14 protein-coding genes are annotated in these 16,248 nt (G+C 68.9%); 12 read left to right on the forward strand and 2 right to left on the reverse strand.

The genetic code is table 11. The features are described from left to right. Positions 1-65 precede the first annotated feature (65 nt). The gene (locus OHA21_RS49060) at positions 66-515 is read left to right on the forward strand and encodes a MarR family winged helix-turn-helix transcriptional regulator (protein ID WP_328467449.1); all 450 of its coding nucleotides are present in this window, start codon (positions 66-68) and stop codon (positions 513-515) included. Between the two features lie 162 nt (positions 516-677). Here OHA21_RS49060 and OHA21_RS49065 read toward each other — a convergent pair whose 3' ends face one another. Beyond that, a complete protein-coding gene (locus OHA21_RS49065; protein WP_328479027.1) occupies positions 678-1,979 on the reverse strand; it encodes a hypothetical protein in 1,302 nt (433 codons plus the stop codon). A gap of 89 nt (positions 1,980-2,068) precedes the next feature. Between OHA21_RS49065 and murD the strand changes: the two genes are divergently transcribed. The 8 genes from murD to OHA21_RS49105 all read left to right on the forward strand — a co-directional run bounded on the left by murD (position 2,069) and on the right by OHA21_RS49105 (position 11,689). Next, complete coding sequence (murD, locus tag OHA21_RS49070) at positions 2,069-3,421, forward strand: UDP-N-acetylmuramoyl-L-alanine--D-glutamate ligase (protein WP_328467451.1); 1,353 nt, start codon at positions 2,069-2,071, stop codon at positions 3,419-3,421. Positions 3,422-4,148: 727 nt separating this feature from the next. Further along, a complete protein-coding gene (locus OHA21_RS49075) occupies positions 4,149-5,126 on the forward strand; it encodes a MurR/RpiR family transcriptional regulator (RefSeq protein ID WP_328467453.1) in 978 nt (325 codons plus the stop codon). 41 nt (positions 5,127-5,167) lie between these two features. Beyond that, positions 5,168-6,478 (forward strand): extracellular solute-binding protein, encoded by a 1,311-nt coding sequence (locus OHA21_RS49080; RefSeq protein WP_328467455.1) that lies wholly within the window; start codon positions 5,168-5,170, stop codon positions 6,476-6,478. 60 nt (positions 6,479-6,538) lie between these two features. Further along, positions 6,539-7,510 carry a carbohydrate ABC transporter permease gene (locus OHA21_RS49085; protein WP_328467457.1) on the forward strand — a complete coding sequence of 324 codons (972 nt, stop codon included), beginning with the start codon at positions 6,539-6,541 and terminating at the stop codon, positions 7,508-7,510. After that, on the forward strand, positions 7,510-8,367 hold the full coding sequence (locus OHA21_RS49090; RefSeq protein WP_328467459.1) for a carbohydrate ABC transporter permease: 858 nt from the start codon (positions 7,510-7,512) through the stop codon (positions 8,365-8,367). Before OHA21_RS49085 ends, OHA21_RS49090 begins: the two co-directional genes overlap by 1 nt. A 16-nt stretch (positions 8,368-8,383) precedes the next feature. Then, entirely contained in the window at positions 8,384-9,829 is a 1,446-nt protein-coding gene (ngcE, locus tag OHA21_RS49095) for an N-acetylglucosamine/diacetylchitobiose ABC transporter substrate-binding protein (protein WP_328467461.1), read from the forward strand. A 33-nt stretch (positions 9,830-9,862) separates the two neighbouring features. Then, the gene (locus OHA21_RS49100; protein WP_328467463.1) at positions 9,863-10,768 is read left to right on the forward strand and encodes a carbohydrate ABC transporter permease; all 906 of its coding nucleotides are present in this window, start codon (positions 9,863-9,865) and stop codon (positions 10,766-10,768) included. A 12-nt stretch (positions 10,769-10,780) separates the two neighbouring features. Beyond that, the gene (locus OHA21_RS49105; RefSeq protein WP_442875221.1) at positions 10,781-11,689 is read left to right on the forward strand and encodes a carbohydrate ABC transporter permease; all 909 of its coding nucleotides are present in this window, start codon (positions 10,781-10,783) and stop codon (positions 11,687-11,689) included. 26 nt (positions 11,690-11,715) lie between these two features. Here the strand turns inward: OHA21_RS49105 and OHA21_RS49110 are convergent, their stop codons facing one another. After that, positions 11,716-12,603 (reverse strand): LysR family transcriptional regulator, encoded by an 888-nt coding sequence (locus tag OHA21_RS49110; protein ID WP_328467467.1) that lies wholly within the window; start codon positions 12,601-12,603, stop codon positions 11,716-11,718. Positions 12,604-12,681: 78 nt separating this feature from the next. Between OHA21_RS49110 and OHA21_RS49115 the strand changes: the two genes are divergently transcribed. Genes OHA21_RS49115 through OHA21_RS49125 form a run of 3 tightly spaced genes read left to right on the forward strand, consistent with a single transcriptional unit; the run spans position 12,682 to position 16,198 of the window. After that, complete coding sequence (locus OHA21_RS49115) at positions 12,682-13,536, forward strand: aldo/keto reductase (RefSeq protein WP_328467469.1); 855 nt, start codon at positions 12,682-12,684, stop codon at positions 13,534-13,536. Position 13,537: 1 nt separating this feature from the next. Beyond that, positions 13,538-14,527 carry an L-glyceraldehyde 3-phosphate reductase gene (gene mgrA / locus OHA21_RS49120; protein ID WP_328467471.1) on the forward strand — a complete coding sequence of 330 codons (990 nt, stop codon included), beginning with the start codon at positions 13,538-13,540 and terminating at the stop codon, positions 14,525-14,527. A 30-nt stretch (positions 14,528-14,557) separates the two neighbouring features. Next, positions 14,558-16,198: a bifunctional 3'-5' exonuclease/DNA polymerase gene (locus OHA21_RS49125; protein WP_328467473.1), complete on the forward strand. Its 1,641-nt coding sequence runs from the start codon at positions 14,558-14,560 to the stop codon at positions 16,196-16,198. The last annotated feature ends 50 nt before the right edge of the window (positions 16,199-16,248 follow it).

The following is a 16,248-nucleotide window of genomic DNA, read 5'->3' on the forward strand; positions in this document are numbered from 1 at the left end:
ACGCTATAGTCACCGATGTTGATAGTCAACAAGGGTGACTATCACTAAGTGTTACGATCCCGTGAATGCGGCGCGGTGAACGGAAGCAGACCGATCCTGACCTCGGCGTCCTGGCCGGCCGGTTGCTCTTCGCGGTCCAGGACGAGCTGTTCGGGCGGCTCGCGCGCGAGGGCCACCCGGATCTGCGGCCGCAGCACGGCGCGGTGCTCGCCTACCTCGACGCCGAGGGCAGCCGGGCAACCGATTTGTCCCGGTTCAGCGGCCTGCACAAGCAGGTGGTGGGCAAGCTGATCGACGAACTGGAGACCTTGGGGTACGTCGAACGCCGCCCCGATCCCACCGACCGCCGCGCCAAGCTGATCGTCCCGACCGAGCGCGGCCTCGACCAGATGGCGCGCTCCGACGCGATCATGGCGGACCTCGAGCAGAGCGCCGCGACCGCCGTCGGCGCCGCGGCTTACGCCGAGTTCAAAAACCTGCTGCGTACGGTGACCGCGCACCAACGCTCCCGCTGAACGCCCACGGCGGGGGTGGGGCGGGGGAGCGGACTGGGGCGGCCGGGTGGGTGGCTGAGCGGGCCGGGCCAGCAGAGTGGGGGGAACGGGCCGGGCCGGCCGGACGGGATGCCGGGCCGGGCCGGCTGGGCGGGATGCTGAACGGCCCGGCTGGGTGAGCGGTCAGATGGTGGGGCTCTGAGCCACGGCCTCGTCAAGGATCTTGCGGTAGGCCGGGGGGATGTGGTTGGCGCCGCCCGGGGTGAAGACGTTGCTGTGGGAGGCGTCGGCCCAGGCGGAGTCCGGGACGGCTGCGCGCAGCGCCACCAGCACCGGGGCGTCGTCGGTCAGCATGGCGAGCGCGACCAGGCACTCCTCGGCCTCGCCGACGCACTCGAACGGCTTGTGCGCGTCCACGCCCAGCAGCTCCAGGAAGCCGGGGATCTGCGCCTCGTCCGCGAACAGGTCATGGCCGAAGATGTGGGCCAGCCGCTCCCGCGACATGTGCGGCGCCATCGCCAGGAAGACGAAGCGGCACTTCGGACAGTCACCACACCAGCGCGCTGTCGGGTCGTGCAGCTTGAAGGCCTTGTTACAGCTGGTGACGACATCATCGTACGCAGTGTGACCGGCAAAGAGCTGAGCGATGTGCAGCTCGGACAGCGGCCGCAGCAGCGAGAAGTATGGGTCGGCCAGCCCGGCGTACGCCGTCACCGCCTCCCGCAGCAGCCCTTCGGCCGCCACCCCCTTGGACCACTGGTGGTTCACCTCGTGCCCGTTCCACACCAGGTTGGGGTCGGAGGCGGACCGCTCGTTCGACATCACCACCGGGCCGAGACCGTGCCACACCGCGGTGGCGATCGCGATCAGCGAGTTGATCGCGGTGACCGGGATGTGCCCGTTCAGCGCACCGGCCTTGTTCAGCTCGAACAGCCGCGGGTCGAGCTTGCGGCGGGCGGCCAGCGCGGGCAGACCGGAGGCGGCGTTCACGTTCTCGATCACCGGGTTCGGGTTGACCGAGAACGGGACCGGGTCGAGCCCGGCGGCGCGCAGGATCTCACACGTGACGATCGAGTCCTTGCCGCCGCCGACTGCGGAGAGCGGGCGGCCGGCTGTCTCGACGGGGGCTGCCGCGGGGGCGACGCCGGGGGTCTCGACGGTCAGGTCCAGCACGTGGGCGAGCTGGTTGCGGTAGGCGTACTCGGCCAGCCCTTCGGTGTAGACCGCGGTGAAGAACGAGGCCACCTCGGCCGGCACCGGCTTCGGCGCGACCACCCGCGGCGGGGCGCCGACCTTGTAGTAGCTGACCCCGGCGACGACATGCAGCAGATCCAGCACCCGGTGGAAGGCGGCCGGCACGTCCGGCCGCGAGGGCACCGGGAACGTGATCGTCTCGGTGAAGTGCAGCGGCTCCGGCCCGTCCAGCAGGTAGTCGAACGTCGCCACCCCGGTCGACGGGTCGAACGCGTACGAGGGGAAGTGCATGACGTCGAACTGCACCCGGGAACTCCTGTCTTTCGGCCGACGGGCAATATTAGTTCGGCCGTGCTGGATTCCAACCAAGGAGAGACGACGTGCGCCTGGCAGATCTGCGCGGCCGCTCGGTGGCGGTCTGGGGCACCGGCCGGGAGGGCCGGGCCGCGGTGACCGCGATCGCCCGTCATGAGCCGTCCCGGTTGATCGCCGTGGACGACAGCGCCAACTACCTCTCCGTCGACTGGTCCGGCGAGCTGGCGCAGCTGGCCCCGCTGGCCGGTGGCGAGCACGCCCAGGCCGCGCTGCTGACCGCCGACGTAGTGGTCCGGTCGCCGGGGGTGCCGCAGACCCACCCGTACCTCAAGGAGCTGCGCGCCCGGGGGATCACGGTGACCGGCGGCAGCGCGCTGTGGATGGCCGAGCACGCCGCCCGGACCGTCGGGGTGACCGGCAGCAAGGGCAAGAGCACCACGTCCAGCCTGATCAGCCACCTGCTGGCGGCAGTCGGGCAGCCCAACGCGTACGGCGGGAACATCGGCATTCCGCTGCTCGACCTGCCCGAGGCCGAGCTGTACGTGCTGGAGCTCTCCAGCTACCAGTGCGCGGACCTGACCGACTCGCCGCGGGTCGCGGTGGTCACGTCGCTCTTCCCCGAGCACCTGGACGCGCACGGCGGGGAGCGCGAGTACTACCGGGACAAACTCAACATTCTTCAGTACGGGCCTGAGCTGATCGTCGTCAACGGGGTGGACGAGCGGCTGCGCGACGAGATCCGCGGGGTGATCGACCGCAGCGGCTTCCCGCCGGTGCCGGCAGCGGCTGACGACTCCCGGTTCCGGGTCGAGGACGGAACGGTCTTCTGCAGCGACGACGAGCTGTTCCCGCGGGAGGCGCTGGCGCTGAAGGGCCGGCACAACGAGCGGAACCTGTGCGTGGCACTCGCGGTCCTGGACGGCATGGGTGTCGACGTGGTCGGGCAGCGGGCGGTCATCGAGGAGGCGGTCCGGTCGTTCCGGGGGCTGCCGCACCGGCTGGCCGAGATCGAGGACCCGTCCGGGCTGACCTTCGTCGACGACACGCTGTCGACCAGTCCCTACTCGGCCATGCACGCGATCGAAGCGTACGAGGGACGGCCACTCACCGTGCTCGTCGGCGGAACCGACCGCGGTCTTGATTACACGCCGTTACGAGACTTCCTCGCCTCCCGGGAACTCACCGTGATCGGCCTGCCGGACAGCGGCCCGCGCATCCTCGCCGAGCTGGCCGGGCTGCCGAAGGTGCGCACGGTCGCGTCGGAGGACCTGTTCGACGCCGTCCGGCTCTCCCGCGAGCTGACCCCGGCCGGCGGCGTGGTGCTGCTGTCGCCCGCCGCGCCGAGCTACGGCCGCTTCCGCAACTTCGAACACCGCTCCGAGGCCTTCGCCCAGGCCGTCCGCGACACCGCCAAGTAGCTCTGGCCGCCTCCGCCCTCACTGCGCGCCAGCCGGGTGGCCGGGCTGACGGTGAGTGCTGCCTCGGGCGTCGCGAAGCGACGCTGGGCGTCAGCCGGGTGGCCGGGCTGACGGTGAGTGCTGCCTCGGGCGTCGCGAAGCGACGCTGGGCGTCAGCCGGGTGGGCGGGGCTGACGGTGAGTGCTGCTTCGGGCGTCGCGAAGCGACGCTGGGCGTCAGCCGGGTGGGCGGGGCTGACGGCTGGTGCTGTTTCCGGGTGCCGGAAACAGCACTCAGCGTCAGCTGAGGAACCACCGCATCAGCCCGGCGGCCCCCGTAGGGCCCGGTGTTGTGCCTGGCTGGGCCGGATGTGGCGGGCAGGTGTAGCTCCGGCGGCCGCGGCGCGGACCCGTACCGAGAATTTTTTTGATCTTGTTTCGTGTGTAACGGCGCGATGTCGCCGCGTCACCGGGAGTGGCCGAACGGCCTACCTTGCGCCCGCCGATCGGTTGGGCGACTGCTGACGAACGGCCGAGGGCAAATCGGGCTTAACAGGGGCACGTGATGGCGGTCACGTCGTAAGGGTTATTTCCGGATCGATGGCTGTCATCCGGCCTCCGCGAAACATCTGTTCATTGCCGCAGGCCAGGTCACGTTTTGAAAACTTCCTTCACAGTCTTGACAGCGAGGGGCGGTTAGTAAGAACTTTTACCGCGACAGTAAACAGTCCTTCCTGAAAGGGTGTCCGATGGCTGAGCCGGAGATGGACGGCACCGCGTTGACCGCGGTCGCCGACTCGCTGGTTCGCGACCGTGCCGCCCTTAACGGGATTCCGCAGCTCGCGAACGACATGGCAACCGACGGAGTGCTGCTGCGGGTGCGCACGCTGCTCCCGGAGTTCACCGGGGCGCTGCAGCGGGTCGCCGAGCAGGTGCTCGCGGACCCGGCCGCCGCGTCGCGGGCCACGATCGTCGAACTGGCCGAGCGCAGCGGAACCTCGCCGGCGACCATCACCCGGTTCTGCCGGGCGGTCGGCTTCGACGGCTACGCGGACCTCCGCCTCGGCATCGCGGCGGAGACCGGCCGGGCCCGCTCGGCCGGATGGACCGTGGACATCGGCCGCGAGATCCAGCCGAACGACCCGCTGGAGCGGGTCCTCGGCCAGATCATGGCGGCCGACACCCGGGCCATGCACGACACCGCCTCGCTGCTGGATCTGGGTGAGGTGGCGCGGGCCGCGGTGGCGATCGCCGCCGCGCCGCGGGTGAACATCTTCGGCGCCAGCGGAAGTGCGCTGGTCGGCGAAGAGATGCAGTTCAGCCTTCACCGCATCGGCATCCCGGTGTGGGCCTGGACCGACGTGCACAACGGTCTGGCCAGCGCCGCGCTGTCGAGGCCCGGCGACGTCGCGCTCGGTATCTCGCACAGTGGCGAGACCGGCGAGACGATCGAGCTGCTCGCCGAGGCGAGCAGCCGGGGCGCCACCACCATCGCGCTGACCAGCTTCCCCCGCTCTCCGCTGGCCGAGCTCGCCGACATCGTCCTGCTCACCGCCACGCAGGCGACGACCTTCCGGCCGGACGCGCTCAGCGCGCGCCATCCCCAGCTGGTCGTCCTGGACCTCCTGTACGTCGCCGTCGCGCAACGTACCCACGAACGTTCGCATGCCGCGTTCCAGCGCACCGCTCAAGCGGTGCACGGGCACAAGGCCGCGAAGGACAGCTGAACCCTCTTTTTCGAAGAATGAAAACCCCCTGGGGAGGAAAAGTGAAGCGCAAGATCGCGGTTGCCGCGGCGCTCGCGGCAACGCTGTTCGGCGCCGCCGCGTGCGGTGGCTCGGACGCCGAAGAGGGCGCCACCTCGGCCAACGCCAAGGTCGACGGCGCCGGTAAGACCCTGAAGGTCTGGCTCATGGTCGACGCCGAGACCGCCTGGAAGAGCGTGGTCGAGGACGCCACCAAGCGGTTCACCGACGCCACCGGCGCGCAGGTCAAGGTCGAGTACCAGCAGTGGGCCAACCACCTCACCAAGCTGGACGCGACGCTGGCCGGCTCGGACGTTCCGGACGTGGTCGAGCTCGGCAACACCGAGTTCTCGAAGTACGTCTTCAACGGCGGCTTCGCCGAGCTGAACAAGGGTGACTTCGAGAACTCCGACACCTGGCTGTCGGGTCTGTCGGGCGCCTGCGAGCTGGACGGCAAGACCTACTGCGTGCCCTACTACGCCGGTGCGCGCGTGCTGATCTACCGCAAGGACCTGTACGAGAAGGCCGGCATCACCGAGGCCCCGAAGACGTACGCGGACTTCCTCGCGGCCGCCGAGAAGCTGCAGACCGGCAACGCGGCGGACAAGAAGTTCAGCGCCGTCTACATGCCGGGCCAGTACTGGTACGCGGCGATGTCGTGGGTCAAGTCCTCCGGTGGCGAGATCGCCAAGAAGGAGGGCGACAAGTGGGTCGGCCAGCTGTCCTCCCCGCAGTCCCAGGAGGGTCTGCAGAAGTGGGTCGACATGACCAAGAAGTACTCGAAGGCTGACGTCACCAAGAACGAGAACGAGCAGGCCGGCATCTTCGCGCAGGGCTCGGGCGGCATGTTCTACGGCAACGCCTGGGAGCAGGGCTCGGCGGAGGAGACCCGCAAGGACCCGAACGACCCGAACTCGCCGCTGGTCCCGACCAAGGTGAAGGGCAAGCTGGCCGCCGCGCCGATGCCGGAGATCCCCTCCTTCCTCGGTGGCTCGAACCTGGGCGTGACCCAGAAGAGCGCCAACAAGGAGCTCGCCGCTCAGTGGATCAAGGCCTTCACCGACAGCAAGTCGATGGAGGGCCTGATCAAGGCCAACGCGCTGCCGAACTCGACCGCGCTGCTGGACAAGGCCGCTGAGAACCCCGCCATCGCGAACGCCGCGCTCGCCGCCAAGTCGAGCTGGTTCCCGCCGAACGCGGAGAAGTGGGCCGACGTGGAGAAGGGCAACGTTCTCCAGACCATGCTGACCGACATCCTGACCGGCAAGAAGTCGGTGGCCGACGGCGCCAAGTGGGCCGACGAGCAGATCAACACCACGCTCAACGAGGCCTGATTCGCTGTGCCGCCCGCTCCCTGATCGAGGGGGCGGGCGGTACGCCTGGAGGGATCACTGATGTACGCCGTCGACTCCCCGCCGGAGACGCAGCCGGCTCCGCCGAAGCCGCAGCCCACGCACCGGGCGCGTCGTCGTAACCGCAGCGAGACCCGGGTCCCGTGGCTGCTTTCCCTGCCCACGCTCCTGATCCTGGCAGCGCTGCTCGCCTATCCGCTGTACCGCATGATCGTGCTGTCGTTCCAGAACATGCGGCTGCGGGAGCTCATCACCGGCTTGACGCCGCCGTGGGTCGGCTTCGAGCAGTACACAAAGGCGCTGGGTGACGGCGTCTTCTGGGGGGTCGTGGCGCGTACCGCGGCCTTCACGGTCGTCTCGGTCACCGTCTCGGTGCTGCTCGGCCTGAGCATCGCGCTGCTGATGCGCCGGGTACACGCCAAGGTTCGCATCTTCATGATGATCGCGATGATGTTCGTCTGGGCGCTGCCCCAGCTGGTCGCCGCGCAGGCGTTCCGCTGGCTGACCGACTCGGACTTCGGCGTCCTGAACTACCTGATCGACAAGATCCCCGGGGTGGATTTCGCGAATCACAGCTGGTTCGTCAACCCGTGGGAGGGCTGGGCGGTGATCACCGCGCTGGTGGTCTGGGCCGGCATCCCGTTCCTGGCGATCTCGCTGAGCGCCGGCCTCACCCAGGTGCCGAAGGAGCTCCTGGAGGCCGCGACGGTGGACGGCGCCTCGTCCTGGCAGTCGCTGCGCAACATCACGCTGCCGATCCTGAAGCCGCTGTTGACCATCGTCACGACGCTGTCGGTGATCTGGAACTTCGGCCTCTTCACCCAGAACTGGGCATTGCGGGACGGTCACCCCGAACCGGTCTATCAGACTCTGTCAACCTTCTCGTACACGCAGGCGTTCGGGCAGTCCCGGTACAGCTACGGTTCGGCGATCGCGGTGATCACCGTGGTGCTGATGTTCGGCGTGATGGTGTTCTACATCCGCCAGATGTTCAAGATCGGAGAGGTGGACTGATGGCTCGCCACGACGAGGGTGTCGTCACCGTCGGACGCAGCCGCACGGGCACGTTCTTCGCGAACACCACGGGCATCGTTTTCGGCCTGGTCATGCTCTTCCCGGTGTACTGGGTGCTGAACACCGCCTTCAAGCCGGACAGCGAGGTACGCAGCTTCACGCCGACCTTCCTGCCGGCGAACCCGACCCTGGACAACTTCAAGTCCGCCCTCGGCGAGGAGCTGTTCATCCCGGCGATGATCAACGGTTTGATCATCACGGCGATGGCGGTGGCCGCGGCCCTCGTGGTCGGCTTCCTCGCGGCGCTGGCGATCGCCCGGTTCCAGTTCTACGGCCGCAAGGCGATCATCCTGGTCGTGCTGGCCGTGCAGCTGGTGCCGTTCCTGGCGCTGCTCATCCCGCTCTTCCTGATGATGCAGCGGGCTCAGCTCACCAACTCGCTGGTGGGCGTGGCCCTGGTCTACCTTGTGCTGCTGCTGCCGTACACGGTGTGGACGCTGCGTGGTTTCATCTCCGGCATCCCGCGCGAGCTCGACGAGGCCGCGATGATCGACGGATGTTCCCGGCCGCAGGTGTTCTGGCGGATCATCCTGCCGCTCACCGGCCCCGGCCTGGTCGCCACCTCGGTCTACGGCTTCATCCAGGCGTGGAACGAGTTCATCATCATCAACACGCTGAACAGTCCGGAAAAGCAGAACCTGATGGCCTGGCTGCTCTACAACCAGACCGAGCGGGGTACCGCCTGGGGCCCGCTCATGGCCGGTGCGATCATCACATCCATTCCTGTGGTGGTCTTCTTCCTGCTGATCCAACGCAACATCGCCACCGGTTTGACGGCCGGCGCCGTCAAGGGTTGATCTGAAAGGGACATCGATGTCTGACATAACGAACTCCGAGCTGGACCGTCGTTCCCTGCTCCGTCGCACGGCCGCGGTCGGTTTCGCCTCCATCCCCGCGGTGGGCATGCTCAGCGCCTGCGTCGGCGGCGGCGGTGACGAGGAGAACGAGCAGGCCACCGGGACGAAGTCGGCGGACAACCCGCTGGGCATCGACCCGAAGGCCGGCATCGAGATCGTCATCTTCGACGGTGGTCTCGGCACCAAGTACGCCACCGACGTCGACACCCCGATGTACACCAAGAAGTGGCCGGAGTCGAAGGTCACCTACAACGCGACCGAGCAGATCGCCACCACGATCAAGCCGCGGCTCAACGCCGGCAACGCCCCCGACATGATCAACAACTCGGGCGCGGACATGATGGACTTCGGCGCCATCGTCAAGGCCGGCCAGGCGGCCGACCTGACCGACCTGTTCGCGGCGCCGTCGTTCGACGTCGAGGGCAAGACCGTCGGCGAGACGCTGGTTCCCGGTGCGATCGAGCAGGGCACGTACGACGTCGAGGGCGGCCGCAAGCCGTTCGCGGTGAACTACTCCTTCACCGTCTTCGGCCTGTACTACAACAAGAAGCTGTTCGAGAAGAACGGCTGGACCGCGCCGACGACCTGGGCCGACTTCACCGCCCTGTGCGACAAGATCAAGGCGGCCGGCATCACGCCGTTCGCGTACGCGGGTGCGAACGCCTCCTACTACATGGTCCGCGCGATCATGACGAGCGCGGCCAAGATCGGCACCGAGCAGGTTCTGAAGGACCTGGACAACCTCAAGCCGGGCGCGTGGCAGGCCCCCGCCATCAAGCAGGCGGCCGAGGCCTGGGGCCAGATCGGCGCCAAGTACATGAACAAGAGCTTCCTCGGCCTGCGGCACACCGAGGTCCAGCTTCAGCAGAACCAGGACAAGGTCGCGATCTACCCGTGCGGCTCCTGGCTGGAGAACGAGCAGGCCGCCAGCATCACGCCGAACTTCGAGTACGCGGTCATGCCGTACCCCAGCGTGACGGCTTCGGACCAGCTCCCGGCGACCGCGATCAACGCGGCGGCCGGCGAGATCTACTTCGCGTCGACCAAGGGCAAGAACGTCCAGGGCGGCAAGGAGTACCTGCGGGTCATGCTCTCCAAGGCGGCTGCGCTGGAGTTCACCAAGCTCACCAAGTCGCTCACCGTGGTCGCCGGCGCGGCCGACGGCCAGACCATCTCGCCCGGTCTGACCAGCGGTAACGACATGCTGAGCAAGGCCGGCAAGGACGTCTTCATGGGCTACCTCTGGGACACCTGGTACAAGAAGATGAACGACGCCTCGCTGGAGGCCGTCAACGCCCTGATGTTCAACGGCGGCGACGCGCAGAAGTTCTGCGACACGATGGAGAAGGTGGCCCAGGAGGTCGCCAAGGACTCCTCGATCTCCAAGAACACCCGGGCCTGACGAGAACCCCAGTTAGTAGGACGGTAGAGCGCCATGCGGCACGGCAAGTATCCCTTCATCATCGGTTTCCTTGCCGTGCCGGTGGCGCTGTACGCCATCTTCGTGGTCGGCGCGTACCTGCAGATGTTCCGGCTGTCGCTGACCGACTGGACCGGCTACGGCACGTTCAAGGACATCGGCTTCGACAACTTCGTGAAGCTCTGGAACGACCCGGTCATCTGGACGGCGTTGCGGCACAACGCCTACCTGCTGCTCGTGATGCCGCTCGCGACCATCGCGATCGCGCTGCTCTTCGCCTTCCTGCTGAACGTCGGCGGCGGCTCGAAGGGCGGCATGACCCGCGGGGTCTGGGGCTCGAAGGTCTACCGGGTGGTCTTCTTCTTCCCGCAGCTGCTGGCGCTGGCCCTGGTCGCGGTGATCTTCCAGCGGGTGTACGGCCCGGACAAGAGCGGCATGATCAACGGCCTGCTCCCGGACTCGTGGGAGCCGTGGCTGTTCCTGGCCGACGAGAACTGGGCGCTGACCTGCATCCTGATCGTGCTGGTCTGGCAGGCGGTCGGCTTCTACGTGGTGCTCTTCTCGGCCGGCATGGGCTCGATCGGGCAGGAGATCTACGAGGCGGCCGCCCTGGACGGCGCGAACCGGATCACCCTCTTCTTCAAGATCACCATGCCGCTGCTCTGGGGCAACATCCAGGTCGCCTGGATCTACCTCGGGATCGCCGCCTTCGACGCGTTCGCGCTGGTCAACATCATGACCGTGAACCAGGGCGGCCCGAACAACTCGACCCAGGTGCTGAGCATGCAGATCTATCTCAACGCCTTCAAGTACTCCCAGGCCGGCTACGCCTCGGCGATCGGCGTAGTGCTGTTCTTCCTGGCCCTGAGCTTCGCGTGGCTGACCCTGCGGGTCACCCGTCGCGACAGCGTCGAAGCCTGATTGCGAGACATGATGACGAACCTCACCAGCGAGAAGACCGCCGATGCGACGGTGAAGCCGGAGCGCGCCGCTGGTAAGTCCCGCGAGAGGCGCCGCGCCAACCCGCTCGGCGGCGTGGCGCACCTGGCCCTCTTCCTCTGGGCGCTCGCCACCGTCGGCCCGCTGATCTGGGTGGTGCTGGCCTCGTTCAAGACCAACGAGGAGATCTTCCTCGGCGAGCCGTTCGGGCTGCCGTCCAGCTTCTCGTTCACCAGCTACGCCGACGCCTGGCGCGAGGCGCACATCGGCGAGTACTTCCTGAACAGCGTCTTCGTGGTGCTGGTGAGCACGGCCGGCACCATGCTGCTCGGGTCGATGGCCGCGTACGTGCTGGCCCGCTACAAGTTCGTCGGCAACCGGTTCATCTACTACCTGTTCGTGTCCGGGCTGGCCTTCCCGACCTTCATGGCGCTGGCCCCGCTGTTCGGCATCGCGCAGTCGCTGAACCTGCTGGACTCGTTCACCGGCCTGATCCTGATCTACATCGCCTACTCGCTGTCGTTCACGGTCTTCTTCCTGGTGGCGTTCTTCCGCACGCTGCCGTACGAGATCGAGGAGGCGGCGACCGTGGACGGCGCCGGGCACCTGCGCCGGTTCTTCCAGGTGATGATGCCGATGGCGAAGTCCGGCCTGGTCAGCATCACGATCTTCAACATCGTCGGCCAGTGGAACCAGTACCTCCTACCGGTCGTGATCATGCAGAGCGAGTCGAAGTACGTGCTGACCCAGGGCATCGCGAACATCAGCGTGTCGGCCGGTTACCAGGCTCAGTGGGGCCAGCTGTTCGCCGCGCTCACCCTCTCCATCCTGCCGATGATCGTCGTCTACGCGATCTTCCAGCGGCAGATCCAGGCCGGTCTGACCGCCGGCGCGGTCAAGTAGAAGAGCCCTCGGTGAGTCACGGGGGCTCACCGCGGACCGTCCGGCAGGGCCAGCCGTAGCAGGGCGTCGGTGGCCGGCCCTGCCGGTGTTCCGGAGGGCAGGGCGACCGAGACCTGCCAGGCCGGTCCCGAACCGGAGACCGCGGCCGCGTGCAGGCCCTTGGCGTGCGGCTTGCGGGTCACCGGAGCGGGCACCAGGGCGACGCCGAGGCCCTGGTGCACGAAGTCGAGCAGGGTGTGCACGTCGTTCACCTCGACCGCGATGCGCCGCTCGGCCCCGGCCCGGGCGAAGGTGAGGTCGTTGACCCCGCGAGCGCCCCAGTCCGGGCTGAAGTCGACGAAGTCCTCGCCGGCCAGATCGCTCACCGACACCTCGTCCTGCTCGGCCAGGACGTGTGCCGGGTGGCAGAGCAGCATCATCGACTCGACGCCGAGCGACAGCAGGCGTACCCCGTCCGGCGCCGGACCGGGGAGCGCGACGAACCCGGCGTTCAACTGCCCGGTGCGCACCTGCTCGACGAGATGGCCGGAGCCGGCGTAGCGCAATCGCACCTCGACGCCGGGATGCGCGCGACGGAAAGCGGCGACCAGCGGGGGCAGGTCGATCACCCCGAGGCACTGCTCGGAGCCGACCGCCAGACTGCCGCGCAGCAGCCCGCGCACCGCGGCCACCGCGTTGCGGGCCGCCGCCGCGCTGGCCAGCGTCCGGTGCGCCTCGGTGAGCAGCGCCTGCCCGGCGTCGGTGAGCTCGACCCGGCGGGTGTGCCGGACGAACAGCTCGGCGTCCAGATCGCGCTCCAGCGCCCGGATCGAGGCGGACAACCCGGACTGGGCCACCCGCATCCGCTTGGCGGCACGGGTGAAGTGCTGCTCCTCGGCGACGGCCACGAAATACTCGAGATGCCGCAGTTCCACGATTGAGCACCTTAGCTGCTTAATCCGAGCGGTTTCTTCTGTTGGACGCGACGTCTCCCGCAGACAAAGGTGGAGCTCATGCAAACCCGACGAATCGGTGACGTAGAAGTCAGTGCGATCGGCCTCGGCGGCATGCCGATGTCGATCGAGGGCCGTCCGGACGAGGACCGCTCGATCCGCACCATCCACGCCGCGCTCGATGCCGGCGTGACCCTGATCGACACGGCGGACGCGTACCACCTGCATGCGGACGAGGTCGGGCACAACGAGTCGCTGATCGCCCGGGCGCTGGCGAGTTATGGCGGGGACGCTTCGGGCGTACTGGTCGCCACCAAGGGCGGGCACCTGCGGCCCGGCGACGGAAGCTGGACCCTGAACAGCTCCCCGGACTACCTGAAGCAGGCCTGCGAGGCCTCGCTCAAGCGCCTCGGGGTCGAGGCCATCGGCCTCTACCAGCACCACCGGCCGGACCCGCGGGTTCCCTACGCGGACTCGATCGGCGCGATCCGTGACCTGCTCGACGCCGGCAAGATCCGGATGGCGGGCATCTCCAACGCGAACCCCGCGCAGATCCGTGAGGCGCAGGAGATCCTCGGAGGCCGCCTGGTTTCCGTGCAGAACCAGTTCTCCCCGGCGTTCCGCTCGTCCGAGCCGGAGCTGGAGCTCTGCACCGAGCTGGGCATCGCCTTCCTGCCCTGGTCGCCGTTGGGCGGGATCAGCCGGGCGGCCGAGCTGGGCGGGCACGCGGCGGCTTTCGCCGCGGTGGCCGAGCGGTACGGGGTGAGCCCGCAACGCGTCTGCCTGGCCTGGCACCTCGCCAAGTCCCCGATCTCGATCCCGATCCCCGGCTCTTCGCGTCCGGAAACGATCGCCGACTCCGCCGCCGCTGTCGATCTTGACTTGACCGCCGACGATCTCGCGGAGCTGAACTGACATGGAGTACCGCCGTTCCGGCCGCAGCGGCCTGAAGCTGCCCGAGATCTCGCTCGGCCTCTGGCACAACTTCGGCGACGACAAGCCCCTGGAGACCCAGCGGGCCATCCTGCGCCGGGCCTTCGACCTGGGCATCACCCACTTCGACCTGGCCAACAACTACGGCCCGCCGTACGGGTCGGCCGAGTCGAACTTCGGCCGCGTCCTGGCCACCGACTTCCGGGCGCACCGTGACGAGCTGGTCATCTCCACGAAGGCTGGCTACGACATGTGGCCCGGCCCGTACGGCGACTGGGGTTCCCGCAAGTACCTGACCGCGTCGCTGGACCAGTCGCTGCAGCGGATGGGCCTGGACTGCGTCGACATCTTCTACTCGCACCGCTTCGACCCGGAGACGCCCCTCGAGGAGACGATGGGCGCGCTGGACGCCGCGGTGCGGGCCGGCAAGGCCCTCTACGTCGGCATCTCGAGCTACTCGCCGGAGAAGACCGCCGAGGCCGCCGCGATCCTGCGGAGCCTCGGCACACCCCTGCTGATCCACCAGCCGTCCTACTCGATGCTGAACCGCTGGATCGAGAACGGCCTGCTGGACACCCTGGACGGGGTGGGCGCCGGCTGCATCGCGTTCTCGCCGCTCGCCCAGGGCATGCTCACCGACCGCTACCTCAACGGGGTGCCGGAGGGCTCGCGGGCCAGTGAGGACAAGTCGCTGAGCACCGACCTGCTCAGCGACGAGAACCTGGAGAAGGTCCGGGCCCTGCACGCGATCGCCGAGCGGCGCGGGCAGAGCCTAGCCCAGATGGCGATCGCCTGGGTTCTGCGCGACCCGCGGATGACCTCCACGGTGCTCGGCGCGAGCAGCGTCACCCAGCTCGAGACGAACGTCGCGGCGCTGGCGAACGCCTCGTTCAGCGACGACGAGCTGGCCGAGATCGACAAATACGCCACCGATTCCGGGATCAACCTCTGGGCCGGGTCCAGCCAGCACTGAAGTGTCATACCCCCGGGTGAGAATGGCGGCGTGCTGGTAGCCGTCTCACCCGATCCCGACGGCCGCGGCGGCCGTCTGGCGGAGCTGTCCGCCGGCACGCCGTCGCGGCACGTCGGCGATCTCGCGCGGGCGGTCGCCGAGCGCGAGGCCGCCGACCATCCCCGCTGGATCTGGGCGGCCACCTCGGACATCTATCCGGCACTGCTCCGGGCCGGGGTCCGGGTGGCCCGGTGCCACGACCTGGAGCTGACCGAGGCGCTGCTGCTGGGCCATGCCGGGCGCTGGGGCGAGCCACGCAATCCGGCGGCGGCCCGAGCGCGGGCGCGCGGCCTGCCGGCCCCGCCGGATCCGTTGCGGCCCGGGGCCGAGCCACCGGGTTTCGCGCAGGGTGCGCTCTTCGAGGCGGTCGCGGCCCCATCGATCAAGATCGAAGACCTGCTGGAGGTGTACGGGGAACAGCTGCACCGCATCGCCGAAACAGGTCATCCCGGCCGTTTCCGGCTGCTCGTGGCGGCCGAGTCGGCCGGGGCGCTGATCGCCGCCGAGATGGGCCACGCCGGGCTGCCGTGGCGCGCCGACGTGCACGACGAGCTGCTGCGCGAGCTGCTCGGCCCACCCCAGCCGGTCGGCCCGCCCCGCCGCCTCGCCGAGCTGACCGCCGAGATCAACGCCGCGTTCGGCACCCGTGGCCTGCATCCCGACTCGCCGGCCGAGGTGGTGCGCGCGTTCGCCCGGGCCGGGGTCGACGTGCCCAACACCCGGCGCTGGGTGCTGCGCGGCGTCGATCATCCGGCGGTCGCCCCGCTGCTGGAGTTCAAGGAGCTCTACCGCATCTGGACGGCGCACGGCTGGGCCTGGTGCGACGCCTGGGTGCGCGACGGCCGCTTCCGTCCGGAATATGTCGCGGGTGGCGTCGTCTCCGGCCGCTGGGCCACCCGGGGCGGCGGCGCGCTGCAGGTTCCCAAGGTGGTCCGCCGCGCGGTGATCGCCGACCCCGGCTGGCGGTTCGTGGTGGCCGACGCCGGGCAGTTGGAGCCCCGGGTGCTGGCCGCAGTCTCCGGCGACGAGCGGCTGGCCCGCGCTGCCGCGGCCGGCGACCTCTACGCGGCCCTCGCCACCGACTCGTTCGACGGCGACCGGGCCAAGGCCAAGGTCGCCCTGCTCGGCGCGATGTATGGGCAGACCGGCGGCAACGCGATCCCGGCTCTCGCGGTGCTGCGCCGGCAGTACCCGACCGCGTTCGAGTACGTGGAGGCCGCCGCCCGGACCGGGGAGGCCGGTGGGCTGGTCCGGTCCTGGCTGGGGCGGACCTGCCCGCCGTCCGCGAGCGCGCTGCGCGACGCCGGCCTGGACCCGCCGGACGAGGTGGCGCCACCACCCGGCCGGGCCCGGGGGCGGTTCACCCGCAACTTCGTCATCCAGGCCACCGCTGCCGAGTGGGCGCTCGTCCTGCTCGCCACGCTGCGCACCGCGCTGGAGGGCACCGAGGCCGAATTGGTGCTGTTCGTGCACGACGAGGTGGTGGTGCACTGTCCGGAGGAGCAGGCCGGCGACGTGGTGCGGGCCGTGCACGAGAGCGCGGCAACGGCCGGGCGGCTGCTGTTCGGCGCCACGACGGTGCGTTTTCCGCTGGACGTCTCAGTGGTTGGTGCCTACGCCGACGCGAAGTGAAAGGGTGGGTATCGTTATTGCTCCGGCCGAGAGGCGCTGCAGCGGGGCCC

This window comes from Actinoplanes sp. NBC_00393 (assembly GCF_036053395.1).
In the GTDB taxonomy this organism is placed as follows: Bacteria; Actinomycetota; Actinomycetes; order Mycobacteriales; family Micromonosporaceae; genus Actinoplanes.